The 24800-nt window shown below is 64.5% G+C and carries 24 protein-coding genes; 8 read left to right on the top strand and 16 right to left on the bottom strand.

Annotated elements, in window-relative coordinates:
* Positions 1-59: 59 nt before the first annotated feature.
* Positions 60-521: a MarR family winged helix-turn-helix transcriptional regulator gene (locus ACFWCF_RS24665; protein WP_378567307.1), complete on the bottom strand. Its 462-nt coding sequence runs from the start codon at positions 519-521 to the stop codon at positions 60-62.
* 57 nt (positions 522-578) lie between these two features.
* Positions 579-1484 carry a DNA-3-methyladenine glycosylase family protein gene (locus ACFWCF_RS24660; protein WP_378567337.1) on the bottom strand — a complete coding sequence of 302 codons (906 nt, stop codon included), beginning with the start codon at positions 1482-1484 and terminating at the stop codon, positions 579-581.
* A gap of 456 nt (positions 1485-1940) precedes the next feature.
* On the opposite strand from ACFWCF_RS24660, the gene ACFWCF_RS24655 reads away from it, so the two are divergent.
* Positions 1941-3809 (top strand): zinc ribbon domain-containing protein, encoded by a 1869-nt coding sequence (locus tag ACFWCF_RS24655; RefSeq protein ID WP_378567304.1) that lies wholly within the window; start codon positions 1941-1943, stop codon positions 3807-3809.
* A 49-nt stretch (positions 3810-3858) separates the two neighbouring features.
* Complete coding sequence (locus tag ACFWCF_RS24650) at positions 3859-4383, top strand: ribonuclease H (RefSeq protein ID WP_378567301.1); 525 nt, start codon at positions 3859-3861, stop codon at positions 4381-4383.
* 20 nt (positions 4384-4403) lie between these two features.
* Here the strand turns inward: ACFWCF_RS24650 and ACFWCF_RS24645 are convergent, their stop codons facing one another.
* The 4 genes from ACFWCF_RS24645 to ACFWCF_RS24630 all read right to left on the bottom strand — a co-directional run bounded on the left by ACFWCF_RS24645 (position 4404) and on the right by ACFWCF_RS24630 (position 8328).
* Complete coding sequence (locus tag ACFWCF_RS24645; RefSeq protein ID WP_378567298.1) at positions 4404-5159, bottom strand: ABC transporter ATP-binding protein; 756 nt, start codon at positions 5157-5159, stop codon at positions 4404-4406.
* Positions 5156-6238 carry an iron chelate uptake ABC transporter family permease subunit gene (locus tag ACFWCF_RS24640; protein ID WP_378567295.1) on the bottom strand — a complete coding sequence of 361 codons (1083 nt, stop codon included), beginning with the start codon at positions 6236-6238 and terminating at the stop codon, positions 5156-5158. The genes ACFWCF_RS24645 and ACFWCF_RS24640 overlap by 4 nt, the downstream gene beginning before the upstream one ends.
* The gene (locus tag ACFWCF_RS24635; protein WP_378567292.1) at positions 6231-7211 is read right to left on the bottom strand and encodes an ABC transporter permease; all 981 of its coding nucleotides are present in this window, start codon (positions 7209-7211) and stop codon (positions 6231-6233) included. The genes ACFWCF_RS24640 and ACFWCF_RS24635 overlap by 8 nt, the downstream gene beginning before the upstream one ends.
* 109 nt (positions 7212-7320) lie before the next feature.
* On the bottom strand, positions 7321-8328 hold the full coding sequence (locus tag ACFWCF_RS24630; RefSeq protein ID WP_378567289.1) for a siderophore ABC transporter substrate-binding protein: 1008 nt from the start codon (positions 8326-8328) through the stop codon (positions 7321-7323).
* A gap of 183 nt (positions 8329-8511) precedes the next feature.
* Between ACFWCF_RS24630 and ACFWCF_RS24625 the strand changes: the two genes are divergently transcribed.
* Entirely contained in the window at positions 8512-9387 is an 876-nt protein-coding gene (locus ACFWCF_RS24625) for an amidohydrolase family protein (RefSeq protein WP_378567286.1), read from the top strand.
* Positions 9388-9468: 81 nt separating this feature from the next.
* Here ACFWCF_RS24625 and ACFWCF_RS24620 read toward each other — a convergent pair whose 3' ends face one another.
* Positions 9469-11133, bottom strand: coding sequence for a class I adenylate-forming enzyme family protein (locus ACFWCF_RS24620; protein WP_378567283.1), 1665 nt, complete (start codon positions 11131-11133; stop codon positions 9469-9471).
* Between the two features lie 310 nt (positions 11134-11443).
* On the opposite strand from ACFWCF_RS24620, the gene ACFWCF_RS24615 reads away from it, so the two are divergent.
* The 5 genes from ACFWCF_RS24615 (at position 11444) to ACFWCF_RS24595 (ending at position 16987) form a co-directional block, all read left to right on the top strand.
* Positions 11444-12817 carry an ABC transporter substrate-binding protein gene (locus ACFWCF_RS24615; RefSeq protein ID WP_378567334.1) on the top strand — a complete coding sequence of 458 codons (1374 nt, stop codon included), beginning with the start codon at positions 11444-11446 and terminating at the stop codon, positions 12815-12817.
* A gap of 64 nt (positions 12818-12881) precedes the next feature.
* Positions 12882-15152 (top strand): ABC transporter permease, encoded by a 2271-nt coding sequence (locus tag ACFWCF_RS24610; RefSeq protein WP_378567280.1) that lies wholly within the window; start codon positions 12882-12884, stop codon positions 15150-15152.
* Positions 15145-15888 carry an ABC transporter ATP-binding protein gene (locus ACFWCF_RS24605; RefSeq protein WP_378567277.1) on the top strand — a complete coding sequence of 248 codons (744 nt, stop codon included), beginning with the start codon at positions 15145-15147 and terminating at the stop codon, positions 15886-15888. The genes ACFWCF_RS24610 and ACFWCF_RS24605 overlap by 8 nt, the downstream gene beginning before the upstream one ends.
* Before the next feature lie 20 nt (positions 15889-15908).
* Positions 15909-16613, top strand: coding sequence for an ABC transporter ATP-binding protein (locus ACFWCF_RS24600; RefSeq protein WP_378567331.1), 705 nt, complete (start codon positions 15909-15911; stop codon positions 16611-16613).
* Entirely contained in the window at positions 16610-16987 is a 378-nt protein-coding gene (locus tag ACFWCF_RS24595) for a hypothetical protein (RefSeq protein WP_378488565.1), read from the top strand. The genes ACFWCF_RS24600 and ACFWCF_RS24595 overlap by 4 nt, the downstream gene beginning before the upstream one ends.
* An 18-nt stretch (positions 16988-17005) precedes the next feature.
* Here ACFWCF_RS24595 and ACFWCF_RS24590 read toward each other — a convergent pair whose 3' ends face one another.
* The 9 genes from ACFWCF_RS24590 to ACFWCF_RS24550 form a co-directional block, all read right to left on the bottom strand.
* Positions 17006-18148, bottom strand: coding sequence for an AI-2E family transporter (locus ACFWCF_RS24590; protein WP_378567273.1), 1143 nt, complete (start codon positions 18146-18148; stop codon positions 17006-17008).
* 26 nt (positions 18149-18174) lie between these two features.
* Complete coding sequence (locus ACFWCF_RS24585) at positions 18175-18663, bottom strand: DUF1269 domain-containing protein (RefSeq protein ID WP_378567270.1); 489 nt, start codon at positions 18661-18663, stop codon at positions 18175-18177.
* Positions 18664-18766: 103 nt separating this feature from the next.
* Positions 18767-20485 (bottom strand): SulP family inorganic anion transporter, encoded by a 1719-nt coding sequence (locus tag ACFWCF_RS24580; protein WP_378567267.1) that lies wholly within the window; start codon positions 20483-20485, stop codon positions 18767-18769.
* Complete coding sequence (locus tag ACFWCF_RS24575) at positions 20485-21138, bottom strand: GAP family protein (protein WP_378567264.1); 654 nt, start codon at positions 21136-21138, stop codon at positions 20485-20487. Before ACFWCF_RS24575 ends, ACFWCF_RS24580 begins: the two co-directional genes overlap by 1 nt.
* 56 nt (positions 21139-21194) lie before the next feature.
* Entirely contained in the window at positions 21195-21515 is a 321-nt protein-coding gene (locus ACFWCF_RS24570) for an SHOCT domain-containing protein (RefSeq protein WP_378567261.1), read from the bottom strand.
* Positions 21516-21578: 63 nt separating this feature from the next.
* Positions 21579-22010: a DUF6325 family protein gene (locus tag ACFWCF_RS24565; protein WP_378567258.1), complete on the bottom strand. Its 432-nt coding sequence runs from the start codon at positions 22008-22010 to the stop codon at positions 21579-21581.
* 69 nt (positions 22011-22079) lie between these two features.
* A complete protein-coding gene (locus ACFWCF_RS24560) occupies positions 22080-23978 on the bottom strand; it encodes an alkyl/aryl-sulfatase (protein ID WP_378567255.1) in 1899 nt (632 codons plus the stop codon).
* Positions 23979-24044: 66 nt separating this feature from the next.
* Positions 24045-24497, bottom strand: a complete 453-nt coding sequence (locus ACFWCF_RS24555) for a DUF6069 family protein (protein WP_378567252.1) — start codon at positions 24495-24497, stop codon at positions 24045-24047.
* A gap of 17 nt (positions 24498-24514) precedes the next feature.
* Positions 24515-24742 carry a hypothetical protein gene (locus ACFWCF_RS24550; protein ID WP_378567249.1) on the bottom strand — a complete coding sequence of 76 codons (228 nt, stop codon included), beginning with the start codon at positions 24740-24742 and terminating at the stop codon, positions 24515-24517.
* Between the last annotated feature and the right edge of the window lie 58 nt (positions 24743-24800).

The raw sequence follows: 24800 nt of genomic DNA, 5'->3' as shown, positions 1-24800 counted from the left end.
AGTGCTCCGGGATCTCCGGTTGTCTGCACCGTCAAGCCTACGGCCACGGAAGCGGCACGTTACCGGTCCGCGCGAGAGTGATGCCCCACAAGCTTGGTCAGCATCGCAGCGAATTGTGCACGTTCATCCGCTTCCAGCGGGGCGAACGCCACATCTTGCACTGCGGTGAGCGCCAGCTCGAGTTCGAACAGCCGATTGCGCCCTCGGCGGGTGAGGCTGATGATATTCCGGCGCCGGTCGCTCGGGTCGGGGGCACGCTCGACGAAATGCCGGTCGACGAGTGCGTCGACGACGGCCACGACGTCGCTGCGGTCGAGGCCACACCGGCGCCCCAGATCGATCTGGCTGGACGACCCGTACTCGTCCAGCGCGGCGAGCACTCGGTAATGGTGCCCGCGGGCATCGGCAGCGTCGAGCCGGTCGAACACGACGCGGTGGATGTGCCGCGCTGCCTGGCTCAGCAGGAAACTGGGCAGATGCTCGAGTCGGGCCGGACCGGTCGGTGCAACGGTGGCGGGCATGGACGGAGTCTACGTTCGGCGACGTCTGGGAAGGAAGTTCCGTGAGGTGCGTCCCTATCACCGTCCGCGGTGGTCGGTGATGGGCGTGCGTGGTCCGCGCTTCGGAACCTGTGAGTATCCACCGGATGCGACGATCAGCCGGACCGCTCGATAACGATGCGGTCGTAGCGGTTCGAGGTACTCGACCATTCCCGCATCGTCGAGGGGTTCGCCGAGCAGCGACCGGCCGACCACGTTCGCCAGGTGGTAGTCGCCCACGGACAGGGCGTCGGCGTCGCCGAACGCGCGCTGTGCGACCTCGGCCGCAGTCCACACCCCGATGCCCGGCAGTGTCCGCAGCTTCCGCTGGGCTTCGTCCGGGGCGTCGTCGCACAAACGCTCGAGACGGTCGGCGAGCTGTGCGCACCGCACGATCGTGCGGGCACGGGACGGATCGACGTTCGCCTTGTGGAACTCCCACGACGGGATGCGACGCCACACCTGAGCGCTCGGTGGCACGCGCATGCCTGCCGGTGCGGGTCCGGGCGCGGGGTCGCCGAAACGCGTGACGAGGCGGCGCCACGATGCGAACGCCGCGACGCCGTGTACTCGTTGCTCGAGCACGGCGGGCACGAGCGATTCGAGGACACGGCCGGTACGCGTGATCCGCAGTGCCGGGAATCGCCGGTGGGCCTCGACGAGTGCGGGATGCTCGGGTGCGAAGCCGGACGGGTCGTCGTGTGCGCCGAGGAGGGCGGGTAGTTGCTCGTGCAGTTCTGCCGAGCCCGGACCCCACAACCGGGCGTGCGCTCCGTTCGGGCCGTCCTGGGTCAGGCGGTAGGTCACCGGACCGGACTCCATCCGAGACACCCGCCACACGCCAGAGCCGTCGGTGCGGTGACATGGATCCCACGCGCCACGCTGGAGAGGCCGAAGCGTCGACACGAGGTCGACGGGCCATGGCACTCTTATACGGGTGTCCATTTCGAATGTGGACGTGGGCACCGAATCACCGTACTCCCGGGAACTGAACACGGGTTTCGCCGGTGTCGGACGGGGACGGCTCACAACAGTCGACGAGAAGTACGGTACTCCCTCATCCTCACTGACACTTCCGTCCAACCCCATCCGCCACTCGAGGAGACCGCGGAATACCTCGACATCCGCGTAGTACAGATTCTCATGCACCGCGGCGGAGTTTCGGTTCACAGCTCGTCGTACCTGCTCCGATCACCGCATCGTCGACGAAGCGGATCTTCGGACGAACCCCGGAACGACCCGCAGCGCACACCCCAAACGCGATGCCGCGGCGCGGGCTGAACGGAACGTGTCGGTGGCCCGCGTTATCGTCACCGCCGACACCTCACACCGGCACTGCCGGGAAGAACACACGCGGCATCCTCAGTGAAGCCCGCAACCGGGGGACGAAGGGGGGACGCGATGGCCGGCACCGAACTGACCGAGCGGCGCCAGTTTTCGTTCACCACCCGCCCCCACCTCGCGGTTGACGACACCAGCGGTGAACCGATCGGACTCGACGACATCGATAGTCGTGTCGGGTGGCTGCTCGACCTGATCACCGGCGCCGAAACAGAATTGCTCACCAGGCTGTGGCACCCCGACACTTTCGATGCCCTCGCTGCTGGCCGGGACGGTGACGGCCGGGCACTGCCGAAGCACGGGCACGTCGCCGCCGCCCGTCTCGGCTGGACCCCCACCTACCCCGACGGGTGTTATGTGCCGTCACGGGTGTCGCGGGTGGTCACCGCACAGGCCACAGCGACGTTGCGGACCTCGGCGTATCGGGATTCCGTGATCGCTGCACTGTCGGCCCGGTTCGATCCGGTCACCGGGCGTGTGCGCGCACCGGCCGATGGTGAGCTGTCTGTGCCGTCGGGGTTCGCGCGGTGTGTGCGACGGCAGTTGGTCGCCTGTATCGGCCGCACGGGCGCAACCTCGAGCAAGGAAGTCTCGAGTGACGCACCATCCGGTGCACCGATGTCCGTTGCATCGACAGCGGCGGATGAAACAGCGGCGGATGAATCGCCCTCCACACGGGTGCGGATCACCGATATCCAAACCCCACCGCAGGTCAGCCCGATGGCCCGCCTCGCCGCCGCCGATCGGCAACTCGCCGAGCTCACCGTCACCGGCAACACGATGGTGTTGATGGTCAAACTCCCGACCACAGCCACCCCCACCGGGCGAGCACACTGGCGGGCGGTGCGGTTGACCGCCGCGCTTCCACCCCACCTGCACGGCCGACCGATCACCGGATGGCATCTACCGACCCTGACCCACGACGGTCGAGGTCTGCTGCTGCGCTGCGCCGCCACCGAAGCCGTCCCCGCAACGAATCTGCCGGCAGCAACGATCGCGGTGGGGGTGGACTGGTCACCGTCGACCCTCGGCGCCGCCGCGATCACCACCGACACCGGCGACGGGCTGGTCTCCGATTTTCAGGGCTACACCTACGACGACCGCGGCCTCGGTATCAAGCTGGCTCGCCTTCAGACCGAAGGTCAATTCCTGCACCGCAAGGCCGCCCGCCTGACTCGGCTCGCCGAGACTGCGCCACCGCAGCTCCGCGCGGAGCTCGAAGCGAAGATCGCCGTGCTCGATGAGAATCGCGCCGCCGTGGGCGCCAAGCGCGGGAAGATCAACCGGGAACTCGCGTTCCATTTCGCGCGTCAGGTCACCGGGTACGCGGTCGCCGCCGACGCGACGGTGATCGCAGTCGAAGACCTCGCCACTCTCGAACCCCGTGGGCGTGGCCGGGTGAACAACAATCGGGCGGCGCAGTCCCCGCGCCGTAAAGCCGCCGACGCCCTCACTCATACTGCAGCCCGCGAGGGTGTGGTGGTGGTGTCGGTACCCGCCCGCGGGTCGTCATCGTTGTGTCCGGGCTGCAACGAGGAACTCGCCCGGCCGAAGGGGTATCACGATGCGTGGTGTCAGACCTGCGAGGTGGGTGGGAATCGTGATGATGTGGCGGGGGTGAACCTCGCCAAACGCGGATTGTTGGGACGCGGGAAAGCGGTCCAGACACGTGGTGGGAGTCTGGAGATCCGCACCACCATGCATGCCCCCGTGCGGAAATGTCGGGACAAGACCGGTCCGACACCGGGCAGGCAGCGGCATCGTCGTGTCCGCCATAGTGTTCCGACCCCGACGGCCTCTGAGGGGGTGAACAAATCGAAGCCTCGTCCTGCATCTCGAGCGTCGGTGTGGGACACGGTCGAGCCCGCGGTGTCGCAGGATGTCTCGGGTAGCCGTGAGGAACGTGGATCTGTACCGCCTGCCACTTGAATTCAGGTGGCGGAAAGTATCGGATTTACGGAGACGCTATGGTTCGCACATGATCATCGTGAGCACCGACGGATCCTGTTTGCGCAATCCCGGTGGCGCCATCGGGTGGGCGTGGGTCAATCACGAAGGCCCCAGCGCGTCGGGTGGTGATCGCTCCGGTACCAATCAGATCGCGGAGCTGTGGGCGCTGCTCGAAGCACTCCGCGCTCATCCGGGCCCCGACCCGTTGCTCATCGAATCCGATTCGCAGTACGCCATCAAGTGCGCGTCCGAGTGGCTGCCGGGCTGGAAGCGCAAGGGCTGGAAGACAGCGTCGGGTGCTCCGGTGAAGAACCTCGATCTGGTCCGCGACATCGACCGCGAAATCGCCGGACGCACGGGCCCCGTGAGGTTCCGCTGGGTGCGGGGGCACGTCGGCAACCACTTCAACGAGGTCGCCGACAAGCTCGCCGGTGAGGCGGCACGTGAGGCCGCCGCCCTGCCCGGCCCGATCGAGGTCCCGAAGATCGCGCCCGCCGCGGTCAAGCCCAAGAAGACTTCGCCCGCCGCCGACGCCGAAATGACCCTGTTCTGAGTCGGTAGTACAGCTCGGCGTCAGTAGTAGACGGCGAGGCGGCCATTCGGCCCGTCGACGCAGGTGACAGGGGTGTCGAACACCCGCGTGAGCACCTCGTCCACCAGGATCTCGTCGGGGGTCCCGAACTCCACTACCTTGCCGTCCTTCATCGCGCAGATCCGGTCGGCGTAGTGGCCGGCGAAGTTGATGTCGTGGAGCACGATGACCACGGTGCGTCCGAGCTCGACGGCCACCTTGTGGAGGTGCTGCATCATCTGGACCGAGTGCTTCATGTCCAGGTTGTTCAGCGGCTCGTCCAGCAGGATGTAGTCGGTGTCCTGGCACAGCACCATCGCCACGTAGGCGCGCTGCCGCTGCCCACCGGAGAGCTGGTCCAGATAGCGGTGTTCGAGGTCGGTGAGGCCGAAGAACTCGATGGCCTTGGTGATGGCCGTCTCGTCGTCGCGGGTGAGGCGGCCCTTCGAATGCGGGAAACGTCCGAAGCCCACGAGTTGGCGCACCGTCAAACGGGTCACGAAGTGGTTCTCCTGGCGGAGGATCGAGACGATCTTCGCGAGGTCCTTCGACTTGGTGCTCGACACGTCGTAGCCGGCGATCTCGATGGTCCCGGAGTCGGCGCCGAGCAACCGGCCCACGATCGTGAGCATCGTCGACTTGCCTGCGCCGTTGGGTCCGACGAGGGCGGTGATTCCGCCCGCGGGGATGGTCAGGTCGATATCGCCGATCGTGACCGTGCTGCTGTACTCCTTACGGAGTCCCTTGATCTCGATCACAGTCTGCCCTTCCGGAGAATCACGTAGAGGAACACCGAGCCGCCGACGGCCTCGATGATGATGGAGACGGCGCCTTCGGCGTAGAAGATGTTCTTCAGGACGAAGTAGGCACCGCCCAGGATGACGAACCCGGTGAGGATCGCGACCGGGAACACGAAGCGGTGATCGTGCGTGGCCGCGAACTGGTAGGCCAGGGTCGCGACGAGGAAGCCGAGGAATGTCATGGGGCCCACGAGCGCTGTGGTGGTGGCCATGAGGACCGACACCAGGAACAGAATGAGCAGGATCTCGCGGCGATGGTTCAGGCCGAGGTTCGTGGTCATGTCCTTACCGAGCGCCACGATGTCGAGCCTGCGGGATCGCCACCACAGCGTTCCCGCAGACGCGATGCAGAGCGGGATCGCCAGCGGCAGATAGGACGCATCCGCATTGGACACCGACCCGAACAGTTTGGCGGTGAGGATGTCGAACTCGCTGGGGGTAAGCATGCGCTGCATGAAGGTGGCCACGGAGCCGAGGCCGCCACCGAGGACGATGCCGACCAGGAGCATCACCTGCATGTTCCCGTACTTGCCGGAGAGCAACCATCCGTAGAGCACGAGCGAGAAGCCGATCATCAGGACGAGCATGAGGGCAAACTGCGGCACCCCTTGGAGCGTCGTCACCCCGACCGCGCCCAGGAAGAAGATGGCAGCGGTCTGGATCGCGACGTAGAGCGCCTCGAAACCCATGATGGAAGGTGTGATGATGCGGTTGTTCGTCGCCGACTGGAACGACACTGTCGCGACGGCCTGACACACGACGACGATGGCGATCACAACGAGGTTGGTCGCGCGCATCTGCGTGATCCGCCAGAATCCTGCCGTCCCGAAGGGCACCGGGTTGTTCCAGGTCACGATCCCCACGGCGACGACGACGGACAGCAGAACCAGGGCTCCGACGAGGATCCAGTAGCGACGCTGTTGGCGTGCGGTGGCGAATGCTCCCGAGCCCGTGTGCTCGGTCTTCACAGCAGTGGTAGGCGCGGGCTCGACGGCCGTATCAGGCTTTGTCTTCTCAGGGAGTGTCGTATCAGGCATTGCGGCGGCTCCGGAGAAGCAGGGTGATGAAGACGACGGAGCCCACGACTCCGAGGATCAGGGATACCGGTACTTCGAACGGCATGATGATCGTCCGGCCGATCAGGTCGCAGACGGTCACGATGGCGATGCCGAGCAGACACACCCACGGGAGGTTGCTGCGCAGGTCGTCGCCACGGAACATCGACACGATGTTGGGAACGATGAGCCCGAGGAACGGCAGGGCGCCCACCACGACGGTCACGACTCCGGTGGAGATGGCGATGAGACCGGTTCCCAGAAGAATGATGCGGTTGTAGTTCAGGCCGACATTGGTGGCCACGTCCTCACCGAGTCCGGCGACCGTGAGTCGGTCGGCGACGACGAACACCAGCACCGCGACGATCGCAACGATCCAGAGGGCTTCGTACTGACCCTTGACGATGGATGTGAAGCTTCCGGCGAACCAGATGCCCAGGCTCTGGAGTTTGTCGGTGGAGAGAGCGATGTACGTGGTGATGGAGCCGACGACGGCGCCGAGCATGATGCCGACGATGGGAACGATCAGCGACGACGACAGCTGCACCCGCCGTAGGAAGAGAAAAAAGATCATCGTCCCGACGAAGGCGGCGCCGATCGCGCCGATCATCCGGGGCATGAGGCCCGCGGTGGGAAAGACGATCATCATGAGCAGCAAACCGAGTCCGGCCCATTCGGTGGTGCCGGTCGTCGTCGGTTCCACGAAGCGGTTCTGGGTGAGCAACTGCATGACCAGGCCGGACATCGCCATCGCTGCGCCGGCGAGGACCAGCGCGATCGTGCGGGGGATGCGGGTGATGCTGAACATCTCCCAGCCGAATTCGCCGCCGAAGATATCGAACACACCGGTGAACAGTGATATGACCAGCAGGACTCCGACCCCGAGAAATCCCAGTAGGAGCTTCCAGTCGAACAGCTTCTCCCCGGTCCGGGAGGATTGGGTCTGCGTACTCATGCCACCGTCGTTCTCAGTCGTGAATCACGTCGGCCGTGGGCTCGACCTGGTAGCCGGGCCCACGGCAATCGACGCTGTGCGTCAGGTACTCACTTCGCTCGCGCGAAGATCAGTTGTTCGCTTCGCCCTGTGTGTTCTGCTTTTCGAGCAGATCCGCGAGGGAGTTGAAGAACTCCGTGTAGGTCTGGATGCTCTCGTTGGTGTACGTGTCGGTGGGCAGGTAGATGATGTTGCCCTCCTGGACCGCCGCCACATTCTGCAGCGCCTGGGACTGCTCGATCACCGTGGTGGCAGGGATGTAGTCCGGTCCGCCACCGGTCGAGGTGCCGGCATCGCGGTCCATGATGATGATCAGGCCCGGGTTGGAGGCTGCGATGGCCTCGACGGAGATGTCGTCGCCCTGATGGTCGTCGGTTCCCTCGGGAACGTCGAGAGCGGGGGTCATGCCGAAGATGTCGAACATGGGGCCGATGGTGCGACCGGTGCTCGGGGCGACGTACCCGATCTGGCCACCGGACACGATGAGACCCATCACCGACTGGTCGGGGGAGTATGCGGCCTGCACGCGGGCGATGGATTCGTCGAACGCATCGCTGAGAGCCTGTGCTTCGGTTTCCTTGTCGAAGATCTCGCCGAGAACCGTGACGCCGCGCTTGAGTTCGGCGTCGAAGGACTCGCCGTCGCGCGGAGCAACCTCGACGATGGCGGCGTCCGGTGCGAGGTCCTGGAACTGTTCGCGGAACTGGGCGAACCGTCCGCCGTTGATGATCAGGTCCGGATCTGCGGCGACGATGGCTTCGAGGTTGGGCTCACGATGTGAGCCCAGGTCGATGATGCTCTCGTCCTCCGTGTAGGAGATCGTGTTCGGCATGAGGGTGACCGCGCCTGCGGCGAGCGGGATACCCCACGTGTCGAGAGTCTCGAACGTGCTGTTGTCGGTGGCGACCACGGATTGCGGCGGCACGGTGACCGTCTGGGGACCGAAGTTGTCTTCGACGGTGACAGTGGCGGCGGTGTCGTCGGTCGCCTCGGTGGCGGGGTCGCTCGAACATGCCGTCAGGGCCAGGGCAGCCAGGGTGCCGAGGACGGCACCTCGGTACAGGCGGGATGCGTTCATCAAATTTCCTCGCTGCTTGCTCACAAAGGGGTGGGGGTGTCGTTTAGGACACCCTATAAAACGGTTAGCATAACCTAAGCCAGAGGGATTGCTAGGATCGAGTCCGATACCGCTCTGAACTCGGGTTTTTCTATCGGTATCGGTGCGCAGACGGACGTCGATCGACCCCGGTACGGTCGCTGTGTGAACGAGATCGAGCAGATTGCGCAGTTCCGTCGGCGTCACGGCATCGATGCGCTCATCGATGTCCACACGCATTTCATGCCGAAGAGCGTGATGGACAAGGTCTGGGAGTACTTCGACACCGCGGGGCCGCTCGTCGGACGGACCTGGCCCATCACCTACCGGCACACCGAAGAGGAACGCGTCGAGCGCCTGCGCGCGTTCGGGGTCCGGTATTTCACGTCGATGCTCTACCCGCATCGACCGGAAATGGCGGCGTGGCTCAACGCATGGTCGGCGGATTTCGCCGCCCGCACCCCGGATTGCCTGCACACCGCGACGTTCTATCCCGAGCCGGGCGCGGCGTCCTACGTGTCCGACGCGATCTCGTCCGGCGCAGCGGTGTTCAAATCCCACATTCAGGTCGGCGACTACACGCCACTCGATCCACAGCTGAAAGATGTGTGGGGGCTACTCGAGGACGCGGGCCTGCCGATCGTCGTGCACTGCGGGTCGGGGCCCGCTCCCGGAACGCACACCGGCCCCGGGCCGATGGCCGAACTGATGCGGCGGTATCCGAATCTGACGGTGATCGTGGCGCACATGGGTATGCCGGAGTACGAGGCTTTCCTCGACCTCGCGGACGAGCACCCACGCGTGTACCTCGACACCACGATGGCGTTCACCGACTTCGTCGAAGCGGATATGCCGTTCCCCGAGGCGGCATTGCCCAGGCTCGACGCCCTCCGGTCGAGGATTCTTCTCGGCAGCGATTTCCCCAACATTCCGTACGGCTACCTTCACCAGCTCGAGGCGGTCGAACGGTTCGCGCCGGATTCCGCGTGGGTGCGCGAGGTGTGCCACGACAACGCGGCTGTGTTGTTCGGGCTGGGGTAAGAGCTCCCCCGCGGTTGACGCAGAAAAGGCAGATACACACCTTCGGAAGATGTGTATCTGCCTTTTCGGTTGTGACTATCGTCAGACCGCGAGATCGCGCCGGATGATCTTGCCGGTCGCGTTGCGCGGCAGGAGATCCTGCGTGATCTTCCACGTCTTCGGGATCTTGTAGTAGGAGAGACGGTCCTTCAGGAAGCCCCGAAGATCGTCTTCGGTCGCCCCACCGCCGGGTCGCAACACCACCACTGCCGCGACTTCCTGCCCGAGATCTTCGTCCGCGACACCGATGACCGCGCACTCCTGGACATCGGGATGCTCGTCGAGTGCCTGCTCGATCTCGGTGGGGTACACGTTCTCTCCGCCCCGCAGGATCAGATCGGAACGCCGGCCGGTCAACCGGAGGCGACCGTTCTGGAGGACTGCGTAGTCGCCGGTGCGCAACCATCCGTCGGAGGTGATCGCGGCGTCGGTGGCCGCGTCGTTCTCCCAGTAGCCGAGCATCACGAACGGGCTGCGAACGCAGATCTCACCTTCGACGCCGTCGGCCACCTTCTCGCCGAACGGGTCGCGGATCTCCATGCTCACCGTGAGAATCGGGTTGCCGAGGGTGCCGGGGAAGGCTTCGAGCTCGGGTGCGGTCGCCACAGCGATCGCGGTGCTGCACTCGGTCAGGCCGTAGCTGTCCACCAGCGCCTGCTGGGCAAAGGGGAACTTCTCCTGCAGCCGCTTCTTGAACGCCGGTGACGACGGTGCGGACGCCAGCGCGAACGCGCTCAGCGACGACAGGTCGTACTTGTCGGTGTCCTCGTGCTCGAGCATGCGCGACGCCATGGTCGGGACGGCGCCCCAGTTGGTGACCTTCTCGCGGTCGATCAAGGTGAACACCTTGTCGACGTCGAAGGCGCCTTCGGTCATGACGAGCGCGCTGCCGGTGGCGAGCCGCGGAACGGCGAGGTTGTGCAGGCTGGCGATGTGGAACAGCGGCGAGGTCAGCAGGTAGCGAAGGTCGCTCGGCGCGGAGTCGTCGTACTGGCGCCCGTACATCGTCGCCATCATCGCATCGTTGAACCGGTGGTAGTCGATGACGGCGAGCAGGTTCCGCTGGGAGTGCACCGCACCCTTGGGGCGTCCGCTGGTGCCGCTGGTGAACAGGATGACGGCGGGGTCGTCCTCGGCAACGTCGGTGACCGGGAGCTCGGCGCCGGACGCTGCGGCCACGATCCGCGGCACATCCTCTTCCATCGAGAGCACATCGAACCCGGACACCTCGGCCGTGGCGAGCAGCGCGGCGCGCTTGGCGTCGGCCACGATCACCTTCGGCTTCACCAGGTCGACGCCGTACGCGATCTCTGCGGGCACCCACCACGAGTTGAGCCCGACGCTGATCGCACCGAGGGACTGCGTCGCCCAGAAGGTGATGATCCATTCCGGCGAATTGGCGGCAAGGATCGCGACCCGGTCGCCCTTGCCCACGCCGTGTTCGTCGCGCAGGGTCGTGGCCAGGGCAGCCACCGCGTCGGCGTGCTGCGCGAAGGAGATACGTCGGTCGGCCGTGACGATGTAGTCGCGGTCGCCCCACGCCTTCGATGCAGCGATGACGTCGCCGACACGCCGATCGCGATTGACCATCACCGGCATGGCGTTCCCACGGACCTCCTCCACAGCGATCTCGAACCGTCCGCCGGGGCCTGTCAGTTGGGATACGACCTTCTGCAGCATCTGTTGGACGTCAGCTGGTGCTGTCACTTCGATCGCCTTTCTTCGGTATCGCCGAGGGGTACTTCACTCATTGCCGCGCGACGATCTCACGCCGGGTCCCCAGTATGGCGTGACCGTTACCACTGACCGGGAGTGCGCTGTGGTGCCGATCACGCCCAAGTCTCACTCACCGGGAGTCCGAGATGTCCGTTGCACGCCGCTGGCTACTTTCTCGGCACCCCGATATGCCGCCGCGAGGTCCGATTCCCTCGCCGTCCTCGGCGCGCTCGAGACGAAGGAGCTCCTCATCGTGAAACGCAGTACTGCTTCGAAGCTGGTGGCCGGCCTGGCCGCCACCATGGCGGTGACCACGGCCTGTGCATCGGATCGCGGTCAGGATCCGTCACTTGCCGGGCTCGCTCCGGCCGCCGCCGCGGAAGCGGTCGCCGCTCCCACCGATGTGAAGTTCGGAACTCTCGAGTCGCCCTGCGGTGCAGGCGATGCCGCGGGGGGAACGGACCAGGGCGTCACCGACACCGAGATCCGGATCGGCTACGGCGACGACAGCGGCTACACCAAGAGCCCGGGCCTGAACAAGGAAATGGGCGACGCCGTCGCGGCCATGATCGATTGGTGCAACGACCAGGGCGGCATCAACGGACGCACGATCGTCGGCACCCGCTACGACGCAGCGATGACGCAGGCGAACGCCGTCACGCAGAACGCGTGTACGTCCGAATTCATGCTGGTCGGTCACGGCTTCGCCATGGACCAGACCTCCGAGCAGACGCGTGTCGCCTGCAACCTCGTGTCCGTCCCCGGGTTCACCGTGTCGCCCGACGCGGCGAACGGGCCCATGACCTTCCAGGGCGTTCCGTTCCCGGTCGACCACGCGAACGGGTCGCAGTGGTTCCAGATGGCGGAGATGCACCCCGAGCTCGTCGGGGAGTTCGACATCATCGACAGCACGATGCCGACGATCATCTCGGCGAACACCAAGACCCGCTCGATCGCCGAAGCGGCCGGATTCACGCTCAAGAACTGCGGCGTCACCCTCAACTACGAAGGTGAATCGAGCTACGTCCCGTTCGCCGAGAAGTTCAAGCAATGCGGCGTCAAGGGCCTGTGGACATCTCGCTCGCCGGTGCCCGCCGAGTTCAACTTCGTCAAGGCACTCGACCAGGTCGGTATCGATCCGATCATTCTCGGTGAGGCCACCTGGTATGCCAACGCCGTGCCCGCGTGGAACGGTGAGAACGGCCTGCTCGACAACCTGCATGCCGGCATGACCTTCCAGATGCTGGAGAACAGTGACTCGATCCCGGCCGTGAAGCAGTACGTCGACCTCGTCACCGAAGCGGGTGGCAAGACCGCGTTGCTCGGAATGCAGGCCACGTCGTCGTTCCTGCTGTGGGCCACTGCCGCGAAGGACTGCGGCTCCGACCTGACCCGGCAGTGCATGGTGAACGAGCTCTCGCAGGTCCACGAATGGGACGGCGGCGGACTGCATGCCGCCACCGACCCGGGCGCCAACATGCCGGCCAAGTGCGGGCTGATGGTGACGGTGAAGGGTGTGGAGTACTCGCAGGCGTTCCCCGCCGAGGCGGGCCAGTTCAAGTGCGACGACAAGTACCTCGTCGCGACCGATCCGAGCACGTGGGGCACCGAACTGGGCCCCGACCGCATCTCCACGAAATTCCTGAACCCGAACGTCATCAGGCCGACCGCCTGATCCCTTCGACCGGTGTCGGCGGACGCCCCTGCGACCGCCGACACCCTCGACCAGAGGTACTTGCATGGATACCTTCCTGACCTTCACGATCGTGGGGTTGGTGCTCGGTTCGGTATATGCCATCGCCGCATCGGGCCTCGTTCTCACCTACAACACGTCGGGCATCTTCAACTTCGCGCACGGCGCGCAGGCCATGCTGGGCGCATTCGTCTACTGGCAGCTGCGTTACGGCTGGGGTCTGCCCACCCCGGTGGCGCTCATCCTCACGCTCGGCGTGCTCGGGCCGATGATGGGGCTGCTGCTCTACGTCGTGATCATGCGCGGCATGCGCGACACCGCGGAAGTCACCAAGATCGTCGTCACGGTCTCGATCCTGCTCGGCATGCTGTCCGTATCGCACTGGTTCTGGCATCCCGAGCAGGCCAGGACGATGACGATGTTCTTCGGCGACCGGAACGGCATCGATATATTCGGCGTCGGGATCCGCTATCACGAACTGATCTGCATCGCGGTCGCCATACTCATCGCGGTGGGGCTGCGCGTGATGTTCACCAGGACCCGTGCGGGCGTCGCGATGCGCGGCGTCGTGGACGACCCGGACCTGTTGCGGCTCAACGGGCACGACCCCGACCGGCTCGCAGCCCTGTCGTGGATGATGGGGTCGACGCTCGCGGTGCTGGCCGGGATCCTCGTGACACCGATCAACGGCGGCACCCTCGAAGCGAACATGTTGACGTTGCTGGTCATCGATGCGTTTGCCGCCGCGATGTTCGGTCGGCTGCGCAGCATTCCCCGCACCTTCGCAGGGGCGCTCTTCCTCGGCTTGGCAGCCACCTACGTGCTCGCATACTTCCCGACCGCGTGGACATGGACGTCGAATCTGCGTGTGTCGCTGCCGATGATCGCGTTGTTCGTCGTCCTGATCGTGCTTCCGCAGGACCGTCTGCGCGGCGCGGTGACCCGCACTCGCGAGCGCTATCACGTGCCGTCGGTGCGTAAGGCCGTGGCGTGGGCGGTGGCGTTGGTGGTCATCGTCTACGCGATCCGACTGCTGATGGTGACCTCGGCGGTCACCACACTGACCATCGGTATGACCTTCGCGATCATCGCGTTGTCGTTGACGCTGCTCACCGGGTACGCGGGTGAGATGAACCTGGCGCCGGTGTCGTTCGGGGCGATCTCCACGATCGTCGCGTTCCACTTCGGGATCTCCGGTGCCGGACTCGCCGCGCACCTGAACCTGTGGGGTGTGGCGCTCGGTGTCGCTGTGACAGCCGTGATCGGCGGGCTGATCGCACTACCTGCACTGCGGCTCCGCGGTCTGTATCTGGCGTTGGCCACCATGGCGTTCGGTGTGTTCCTGTCGAACATGGTGTTGCGCGACACCACGACGCGCGAACTCTTCGGTATCGAGTTCTCCATCTTCACCGACGCAAACATCGCAATTCCGCCGCTGAAGGTCGGGCCACTGGATCTGAGCAACGAGACCGTGTTCCTCATGACCATGACGGTTGTGTTCGCTGTGCTCGGCGTCGGCATCATCGCTCTGCGCAACAGCGGCTACGGACGACGACTGGCCGCGATGAAGGACAGCCCTGCGGCATCGGCGATGCTCGGACAGAGTCTCGTGCGACTCAAGCTCGGAGTGTTCATGCTGTCGTCCGGCATCGCGGGGCTCGGCGGCCTGTTCATGGCGAGTGCAATGGGTTCGGTGTCCGCCGAGAGCTTCTCGATCATGGTGAGCCTGTCGCTGCTGATGCTCACGGTCGTCGCGGGCATCGGGTACGTGTCTGGTGCGCTGTTCGGTGGCATCATGTCGGGTATCGGTTTCGCAGTCATCATGACCTCGTTCGCGAACCTTGCTGCAGCGCAACCGGGTCACGCCGACATGTGGACGCTCTTCGGCCATATTGCCGCGGTGAGCCCGGCGCTGATCGGTATCGGAGTTGCGGCCAACCCCAGTGGCAGTGTCCATCAGATGGTCGAAGGCTACCGTCATCTCGCGAACGCGAAGCCGGTGCTGATCGGTGGAGCTGCCGTGGTGCTGGTGTCCTACTTCCTTGCGCTCGTAGGCATTCTGGACAACTGGTGGTTCGCATCGATCACCATCGCGACGGTGTTCATACTTCCCGTCATGGGGCAGTGGCTGATGCCGGAGGCGGTGCTCGGAGCCGAGGAAGCGAAGCGGCGCGCGCCGCTGGTACCGGAGCGCGTGGGTCTCGACGTCCCCTACAGCGATCAGGTGCGCGACGAGATCGACCGGGAACTCGGTATCGCCGAGTACCTGGCGACCTCTCCCGCCCGGACCGACAAGGAGCTGGTCACCAATGGCTGACGCACCGATTCTCGAAACACGAGGTATCACGGTTCAATTCGGTGGTCACAAGGCAGTCAAAGATGTGAGCATCGGGATATCGAACGGAACCATCACAGGGCTGATCGGCCCGAACGGTGCCGGGAAGACCACCTTGTTCAACACCATCACCGGTTTGCAGAAACCGACGGCAGGCACGGTGTTCCTCGACGGTCGCGATATCACGTCGGCCCCGCCGTACAAGCGGGCGCGTCGTGGCCTCGCGCGGACCTTCCAGCGTCTCGAACTGTTCGTATCGTTGTCGGTGCGCGACAATCTGCGCGTGGCAGGCGACATCCACAATGCCAACAGTCGCGCACGCATCGATGTGGAAGCCGAGACCGACCGGTTGCTCGAACTGACCGGCCTGGCGGATATCGCGGGCAAGGATGTTTCGGATATCCCCACCGGGCGTGCCCGTGTGGTGGAGGTGGCGCGAGCGCTCATGACCTCTCCGAGGGTCCTGTTGCTCGACGAGCCGGCATCCGGGCAGACGGAGCAGGAAACCGAGGAATTCTCGGCTCTGCTCAGCGGTCTCGCCGACGGGGGCCTCGCGATCTGCCTTGTCGAACACGACATTCCGCTGGTCATGAAGATCTGTTCGACGATTCACGTCCTGGACTACGGTGCGATTCTCGCCAGCGGAGTTCCGGACGAGATCAAGAACGACCAGACGGTGATCAATGCGTACATCGGAACCGAGGAGGAAGCGGTATGAGCACCGAGTCTCCGCTCGACATGAAAACCGAGTTTCTGCTCGAGTTGGTGGATGTACGTGCGGCGTACGGGTCGATCGAGGTTCTGCACGGCGTCGACCTCGCGGTGGCGCCGGGCGCGGTCGTGGCGTTGCTCGGCCCCAACGGCGGCGGTAAGACGACGACGCTGAAGGTGTGCTCCGGAATCCATCCGGTGACCTCGGGGGAGTTCCGGCTGGCCGGTCGCGTCGTCAACGGTGCGTCTGCAGCAGAGTTGGCGCGTCTGGGAGTCTGCTCGATCCCGGAAGGGCGCGGTGTGTTCCCCAACCTGACGGTGCGGGAGAACCTGTGGATCGCCACGGGCACCGGCGTTTCCCTGGCCGAGCTCGAAGAGGTCGCCTACACGCGATTCCCGATTCTCGGTGAGCGACGCACCCAGCTGGCCGGGTCCATGTCGGGTGGCGAGCAACAGATGCTCGCTCTGTCGCGGGCGTTGGGCACCAATCCGACCGTGTTGTTGCTCGACGAACTGTCGATGGGGTTGGCGCCGCGGATCGTCTCGCAGATCTACGACATCGTGGGTGAGCTTGCGGCCGAAGGGGTCTCGATTCTCGTCGCGGAACAGTTCGCGCGGGCAGTGCTTCCCATCGCGACCAGTGCCGGACTCATGTTGCAGGGGCGAGTGGTTCGTACCGGTGATCCGGCGGAGATCGAAGAAGCACTGTCCACCAGTTACCTAGGAGGTTGACCATGACTCTCGTCGACGAACGACGTGAACAGTTCAAGAAGGATGTGGCCGCATTGGGGCTCGACTCGGCCAGTGCGGGCTCCGGCGGAGGTAAGGGACGGATCATCGGCCTGACGCTGATGATCGTCGGAGCCGTTGCGGCATTCGTGATCTACATTGCGTCGCTGACGCTGTCGGATACGCGGGACCTGATGTCGTATCAGCTGCTGAGCATCGGATTCATCGCGCTCACCTTGATCGGCGGGTTCGTCTATCTCGCGGCCGCGGTCACCCGGGTGCTGAGCTTGTGGCTCGTGCGGCAACTGCTCGAAAACAACGCTCAGGCGGAAAAGGTAGAGAAGGTGGACGAGGCACTCGCGCCGACGACTGCCTGACGAGGTGGACGGCACCGGTCAGCCCGGGGCCTCGACGTGACGCTCCTGTTGTTCGGCTGCGTCGTCGAGGATCCCGGGCTCTTCGGTGTCGGGGGACGAATCGCCGATCAAGGCGTCGACCCACCGGGTGGACTGGTCGATGTCGATGAGAAGCGCTTTCACGAGCAGCGTCAACGGCACGGCCAGTAGCGCTCCCAGAGCCCCCAGTACCCACGACCAGAACACCAGCGACAGGAATGTCACCGTGACGCTCAATCCGACTGCGTCACCGACGAACTTCGGTTGGATGATCGACTGGATCACGAAGTTGATGACGCTGTAGACGACGATCACCCAGACCATGAGCGCCGGTCCACCCTCGAGCAAGGCGAGAAGTGCGGGCGGAACGAGTCCGATGATGAAGCCGACGTTCGGGATGTAGTTGGTGATGAACGACAGCAGCGCCCAGAGGATGGGGAGAGGTACACCCAGCAACAACAGCGCGACACCGTCGAAGACCGCGACGATGAGGCCGAAGACCGTGGACACGATCAGGTACTTGCGTGTTCCACCGACGAAAGCCGAGAGAGCGTAGGAGATGTCGGGTCGCAGCCGGTCGATGACGCGCATGCGACGCCCGATGGTGCTTCCGTCGACCGCCATGAAGAGCAGCAGAGCCATGATGAAGACGAGGTTCGAGACCACGCCGAGGAGTCCGGCAAGCAGCCCATCGAGGAAGCTGACGAGCTTCCCGAGATCGAGGCTGCCCAGCGTGGTGGCGATGCGATCGTCGTCGACTCCGGCGTTACTCAACTGCGCATGAACTCCGTCGAGCAGGTTGTTCAAGCTGTCCGTGTACTGCGGTAGCTCTGTGGCCAGTTGCGCGACCGACAGCAGGAGTGCGCCGATCAATCCGAGCAGGATCGCGTAGACGGCCGCCAGGGCGGCGAGCATCCCCGCCCACGCGGGAATGCCCCGCCGCTGCGCCCATGTCTGGATCGGCTGCACCGCGATGGTGAGCATCAAAGCCAGAAAGAGTGGAGCGAGCAGGCCTGACAGCGCCCTTGCCCCGGCAACCGCGACGACGGTGGCTGCCAGGGAAAGGAGGACGATCAAACCACGAGGAATCGTCCAAGGGAGCGGTGCCGATTCTGTGTTCACAGGTGTGTATCGGGAGCCCATCCGGATTCCTCCTGGTCGACGCTGTGCTATTCGGCGAAGACTTCGCGCAGGGCTGCTTCCTGGCCATGGGAGAGGTTCGTCGAGATCAGTTCGGCTTTCTGCCCTTTGAACTCGTCGTGAACTCGATCGAGGGTCGCGTCGGAGGTCAGGACGAACAAGGCGGAGGTGCCCGGAGTGATCTTCTCTTTCAACTGGTTGATGAAGCTGTCGTCGATTCCGACATCGGTCAGAGAACCGCTCAGGGCACCGATCCCGGCTCCGACGGCAGCGCCGATGAGGGGGATGAAGAACAGGATTCCGAACAGCAATCCCCAGAACGCGCCGCCCAGCGCCCCGACTCCCGCGAGATTGTTCAGTTGACGTGTCTTCGGTTTCTTTGCTCCTTCTGCCCAGCTCACCACGGCGGCATCGTGAACGGTGATGAGTTCTCGCCGCTGCAGGTCTTTCAACGTCTCGACGGCTGTCTCGGCACCGGAATCGGATTCGAACTTCCATACGGTCAAGGTTCCGGCCATGGGTTTCCTCACTTCAGTGACGCAGTGATGTTGTCGGACTCGACGCTAGGACTTCTGTTGACATCCGGTCTTCATGCGATGAGGGTGAGATTCGTCGAGTGGGTCAGCTCGCGTCCGGATCGACTGTTGTGTACGGATCGGCGATGGCAGCCCGGACAGTGGGATACACCGCGATCGGCGCTCCTCCTGAACCGGAATGTTCCAGCACGTCGCCGAATTGGCCGATGTCGCGGGCGATACGCAGCGTGATGCCACGCTCGGCGAGCGTGTCGCGTAGTTCGAGCAGCATCTGTGCGGCACTGACATCGATGAACGGGGACGTCTCCGCATCCAGCACGACGACGCGCGTTTCGTCGGTGCACCGCGCTTCGATCTGCTGGTGTACATAGTCGGAATTCGCAAAATAGAGACCGGATTCGACACGTACCACGAGAACCTCGGGCCTGCCGGTGGCATGGTCGCTCGGGCGCGCGGTGACATCCACCCACCGGTCGCCCATGCGAACCAGCGACGCGACGTGCGGTCGCGACGACCGGTACAGCAGCAGCAGCATCGATACGCCGATGCCGATGACGAGACCGGGGAGCGTATCGAACAGCAGCACGCCCAGCATCGCTGCGATCGCCGCCGCGAAATCTTCGCGGGCGGCGAGGCCGTAGATGCTGCCGAGTCTGTCGGTCCAGACCCGGTAGAGGCGGCGCAGCGCGGCGAAGTCGACAAGTTCGATGACTGCCGCGATCACGATCGCGGCGAGTGCGGCGTCGGGCAACTGCTCGAACAACCCGGTGAGGAACAGCAGGGTCAGGACCACCAGCGCCGCGACCACGAGCCCGCTGACCTGTGTCTTGGCGCCCGCTCCGCCGTTGACGGCGGTCTTGGACAGGCTGCCGTTGACGACCATGCCCGAGCTGAGCCCGGATCCGAGGTTGGCGACGCCGAGGCCCAGCAGTTCACGGTTGGGATCGACGGTGTAGCCGTGTTTGACCGCGTAGGTTTTCGCAGCGCCGAGGCCTTCGGCGAACCCGATCAACAGGACTCCGACGGCGGGCCCCAGAAGATCGATGTAGTCGTGGAAATCGAGCCCTTCGGGCATGCCGAGTGCAGGTAGCCCGGAATCGATCTGCCCTACGATCGTCACACCCTTGTCGTCGAGGCGGAAGACCACCACCGCGAGGATTCCGGCAGCCACCGCGACCAGCGCACCGGGGATGCGCGGCAACCATCGCTTGAATCCCAGTACGACAACCAGACAGAAGATTCCGACGAACAGGGTGCGCCAGTCGGTGCCGCCGAGACCTCGGATCACTCCCCATGCCTGGACGAAGAAGTTGCCTTCCGTCTTCTCGATACCGAAAAGCTTGGGTACCTGTCCGATGATGATCGTCAACGCGAGGCCGACGATGAACCCCTTCAACACCGGTTCGGAGATGAACGACGCAATGAATCCGAGGCGCGCGAACCCCGCGATCAGTCCGACGATTCCCGTCGCGATCGCCAGCCCCGCAGACAGCGCCACGAACTTGCCGTCGTCGGCGCCGGCGATCGGCGCGATGATCGCGGCCGACAGCGCGGCGGTGGCCGACATCGGGCCGACCACGAGGTGCCTCGAGCTTCCCGCTGCCGCATACAGCACCAGGGCGGGTATCGCCGCATACAGGCCGATCACCGGAGGAACCCCGGCGATCGTCGCGTAGGCGAGCGCCTCAGGAACGAGAACCGCCCAGACTGTCAACCCGGCGACCACGTCGGCGCGGATCCACGATCGTCGGTATCCCTGCAACGATCCGAAGACGGGCCAGGAGCGCGCGGTCCGGCGGTTCATCACAGCCCTCCGAGACCCTTGCCGACGACGGTCACCCCCATGATCAGTAGCACGATGGCCATCACCATGTGATTGTTCGCCTGCAACCAGTTCTTGGCCGCATCGAGCGTATCGGCCAGTCGTTCCGCCGCGAATGCGTACCCGATGACGGGAACGAGGACCGAGCAGGCAGCCAGGATGGTGAAGACGAGCCATACCACCACCGCATTGCCCGAGGACAGTCCCGCTGTACCGATGGTGACACCCGCCGACGCGCACAGGAGCAAGTTCTTGGGGTTCACCGCAGACAGCGCCAACCCGAGACCGGCGGCCTTGATGAATGTGAACTCGTCGAGCGCCTGCATCCACTTCGGGGGCGTGGTGTCGGCGCGCGAGTGCCACTGTTTGAAGGCAAGGAGGATCAGGAGGAGGCCGAGGATCACCTTGGCCCATCCTGTTGACGATTCCCCATCGTCCTCCGGGGTGAGCGAACCGGACAGGAGGATCATGATCCCGGTGACCGCAAGAATCCCGACCACCCAGCCGAGACCGAACCCGGAGCTTGTTGCTCGGGCGTTGCGCGACAGCAACATCAAGATGACTGCGACGATGGGTATCGGCGAGATCGCGACACCTACGGCCAGTGGAAGGACTTCTCCGATTGTGGTGCCCATGACGGCCAGTCAATCAGTCGGCCGGCGAACCCCGGCTCACCCGTTGCGGATGAAACTCAGCCGAGGAGCTGCTTTTTCGCGGCGGCGAACTCATCGTCGGACAACACGCCTGCTGTGTGAAGCTCACCGAGCTGCTTCAGCTTCGAGACCAGGTCATCGGAGGAAGCGGGCGCTGCAGGCGCCGGCGCGGGATAGTCCTGTGGCGGGAGCGGCGGCGGAGCCTGTTGCGCGGTGTAGGCCTGCTGTTCGGCCGCGCGTTGCTGACCGCGCCGGTTGATGGCATTGGACGTGGCGGTGGCTGTGCCCGAGATGACGGCGGTGCGTGCGACCGTGCCGAGCAGACCCGGACGGCCGACGCGTCCTCTACGGAAGACCATGGGACTACCTCTTTCTGGAATGCGGCGAGTGCCGCTACTGTTTCGACGACGCAGAAAGTGCCGCTACTGTTTCGACGACGCAGACAAGGCTGCTTCGACTGCATCACGCGGGACCTGAACGTGCAGTTCGACCTCGCCGCCTGCTCTGCGAACTTCGCCGGCGAGCTTGCGAGCCCACGTCTCCTCGTACACGATCACGACGGCCGAGGTATTGGGCTCCATCGACGAGCGGACGACGTCGAGGTCCTCGTCGCTGACGAGTCCGAGTGGGTCGACGGTGATGCCGTCGAGCCCGGTTTCGGAGAGTGGTTCGTCGATCTCGATCTGACTGAGGGTGCCGTCGGCGTCCTTCGACAGATAGATGAGGTCGAGGATCGTGGCGTAGCCACCGTCGATCACTTCCGCGAAGGCTGCTGTCACTGCCGCGTCGATCTGCGTTCCAGGGAACGACAGGACGACCATTTCCACGGGTCCGAGAGAAACTGGCTGCGTCATGGGAACAATGCTTCCGTCGATGTCCGCGCGGCGCTTCACCCGAGGCGGATGAGGTTGGTCGTCGTACGCCTACGGTGTCACGATCGCGAAGTCCGGGTCGGGAGAATCGAGATATCCGACGAGCTCGGACAACGCGGCGACGTTGCCGTCGGCCTCGACCGACCCGTCTTCGATCATGGCACTCAGATCCGCACCACCGAGCAGCGCTTCATGCAATGCGCGACTCGTGAGGGTGAAGATGACATCCGGCGACCCCAGATCGGCTTCGCCCAGGTCGAAGTGGACGAGCAGTCCGTTGCGCAGTTGAGCTCGATGGGTGATCGAGTGATCGCTCACGTGCCAGTCGATCGTGATCCGTGCATCCCATGCCCGGGGACCGTCGACTCGCAGGGCGAGTGCGTCGAAGAGCTGTTCGACGGTGAGCGCGCCGGTGATGTCCGGAGATGCCGTGACCGTGGGGGTGCCGATGCTTCCGTAGCGCAGCTCGTATGCACCCATCAGGAAGAAGTTGCGCCACGTACCGTTCTCGGAACCGTATCCGAGCTGCTCGAGGGTGTCGGCCTGTAGGGACCGGGCCTCGGCGTTGTCGGGATCGGTGAAGATCACGTAGTTCAATACCTGCGCGACCCAACGGAAATCACCCTGGTCGTATGATCGGCGGGCCTTGGTGATGACTTCCTCTGCGCCGCCCATGAAGTCGACGTGGCGTTTCGCCGACGCGACCGGCGGATGTTCCCAGAGGTTCGCCGGGTTGCCGTTGAACCAGCCCATGTAGCGCTGGTAGATGGCCTTGACGTTGTGGCTGACCGAACCGTAGTAGCCGTGTGTGTGCCAGGCCTTCTCGATCGCCGGCGGCAGGTCGATGTCCTCGGCGATCTCGATACCGACGGAGCCCTTGTTCATGGCGCGAAGAGTCTGATCGTGCAGATAGCCGTAGAGGTCGCGTTGAACCGACAGGAAATCGGTGATGCGATCGGTGTCCCACGTGGGCCAATGATGCGACGCGAACAGCACATCGGTGCGGGATGCATAGCTGTTGATGGATTCGGTCAGGTACTTCGACCACACGTGCGGATCGCGAACGAGCGCGCCGCGCAGTGTCAGGAGATTGTGCAGCGTGTGGGTCGCGTTCTCCGCCATGCACAATGCGCGCTTGTCGGGGAAATGGAAGTTCATCTCCGCGGGCGCCTCGGTGCCCGGCGTGAGTTGGAACTCGATCCGGATTCCGTCCACCACCTCCGTCTGTCCGGTGTGGTCGATGTGGACCGTCGGGGAAATGAGCGTCGGCGTGCCGGTCGAAGTGGTGGGGCCGAGACCTGCGCCGATGGAGCCATGTGCGCCGCGCGGAAGCGCAGCCCCGTACATGTATGCGGCCCGTCGCGCCATTGCGGTACCCGCGTACACATTTTCGGCGACGGCATGTTCGACGAATCCGACGGGAGCCAGCAAGGGCACGCGTCCGGCCGCGACGTCGTCTTCGGTCGTGACGCCTTTGACGCCGCCGAAATGGTCGATGTGGCAGTGCGTGAAGATCACGCCGGTGACGGGGCGGTCGCCCCGGTGTGCACGGTACAGGCCCAGGCCTGCGGCGGCGGTCTCTGTGGAGATGAGCGGATCGATGATGATGACGCCGGTGTCGCCTTCGACGATGGTCATGTTCGACAGATCGAGTCCGCGGATCTGGTAGATCCCCTCGGAGACCTCGTAGAGTCCCTGCATTGCGCAGAGTCTCGACTGGCGCCACAGGCTCGGGTTGACGGTGGGTGGGCACTCTCCTTCGAGGAAGGCGAAGGCATCGCTGTCCCACACGATGTTCCCCGACGCATCCTTGACGACCCCGGGCTCGAGCGATGCGATGAAGCCTCGCTCGGCGTCGGAGAAGTCTTGAGTGTCCGAGAACGGAAGGGTCCGTTGTGCATCCGAATTCGTGTTCGACACAGTCGCTGTTGCTTCCTGAGATTGCGTCATGAAGCGATTGTGCTGCCGTCCCCGCGGCGGGCCATCACCCGTTGCAGGTGATCTCGGCGCTCCGCTTCACCGAACTATCGGCCCGGGAACCGACGCCGATCGTGCGACGCCCGACAGGAGGGAGACGATTGCAGTACCGACGATGAGGTAGAGCACGGCGCTGCACACCTTCGAGGCCAAGGTCGCGTCGAACATGAACGGCCACAGGGCCACGGCGATGGTGGCAAGAGTGCAGATCCAGCCGAAGAAGCTCGTGGCACGCGGTGTCGACACCAAGAGTAGGTGGAGTAGCCCGGTGGCGAGCAGTGCTGCGGCTGCGGCGAACACCGCAAGGTTCGCCGCCTGGGAACGACCGAACAGTATTTCCGGCGTGATCATCGGAACGTCGAGCAGTTCGCGGACCACGAGCAGCCCGACCACTGCCGCGAGCGCAGCAACGACCGCGGTGGCAGCACCACCGGCCCACAACTTCTTTGGGTCCACCGCGCTCGGTGCCTGGCTGGGGTTGTATTGGGTCATCCAGTGGGTCCTTTCGATCAGTCGGGTAGTCGGCTCATTTCGATGACGGTGATCCCCAATGCATCGAATCGCGCCAGCACCCCACGTAATTCGGTCGGACTCGCGATCGAGCCGTAGAGCATGGTGTATGCACCGGGAATGTCGGACATGTGCAGTTCCGGGAACGCCGCGAGCGTGCGCTCGGACAGTGTGCCTGCGACCGTGAACGAATAGCGCACGCCCTTCGGCCACGAATCTGGCTGCATCGCCGCTCCTCTCGTGGTGCACACCAGAGTGCCGTATCCGCCCCGGGTGCACTTCACC

Source organism: Rhodococcus sp. NPDC060090 (genome assembly GCF_042729855.1).
GTDB lineage: Bacteria > Actinomycetota > Actinomycetes > Mycobacteriales > Mycobacteriaceae > Rhodococcus.
The sequence above is the reverse complement of the archived record's forward strand: the minus strand, read 5'-3'. Positions and strand labels throughout refer to the sequence as shown.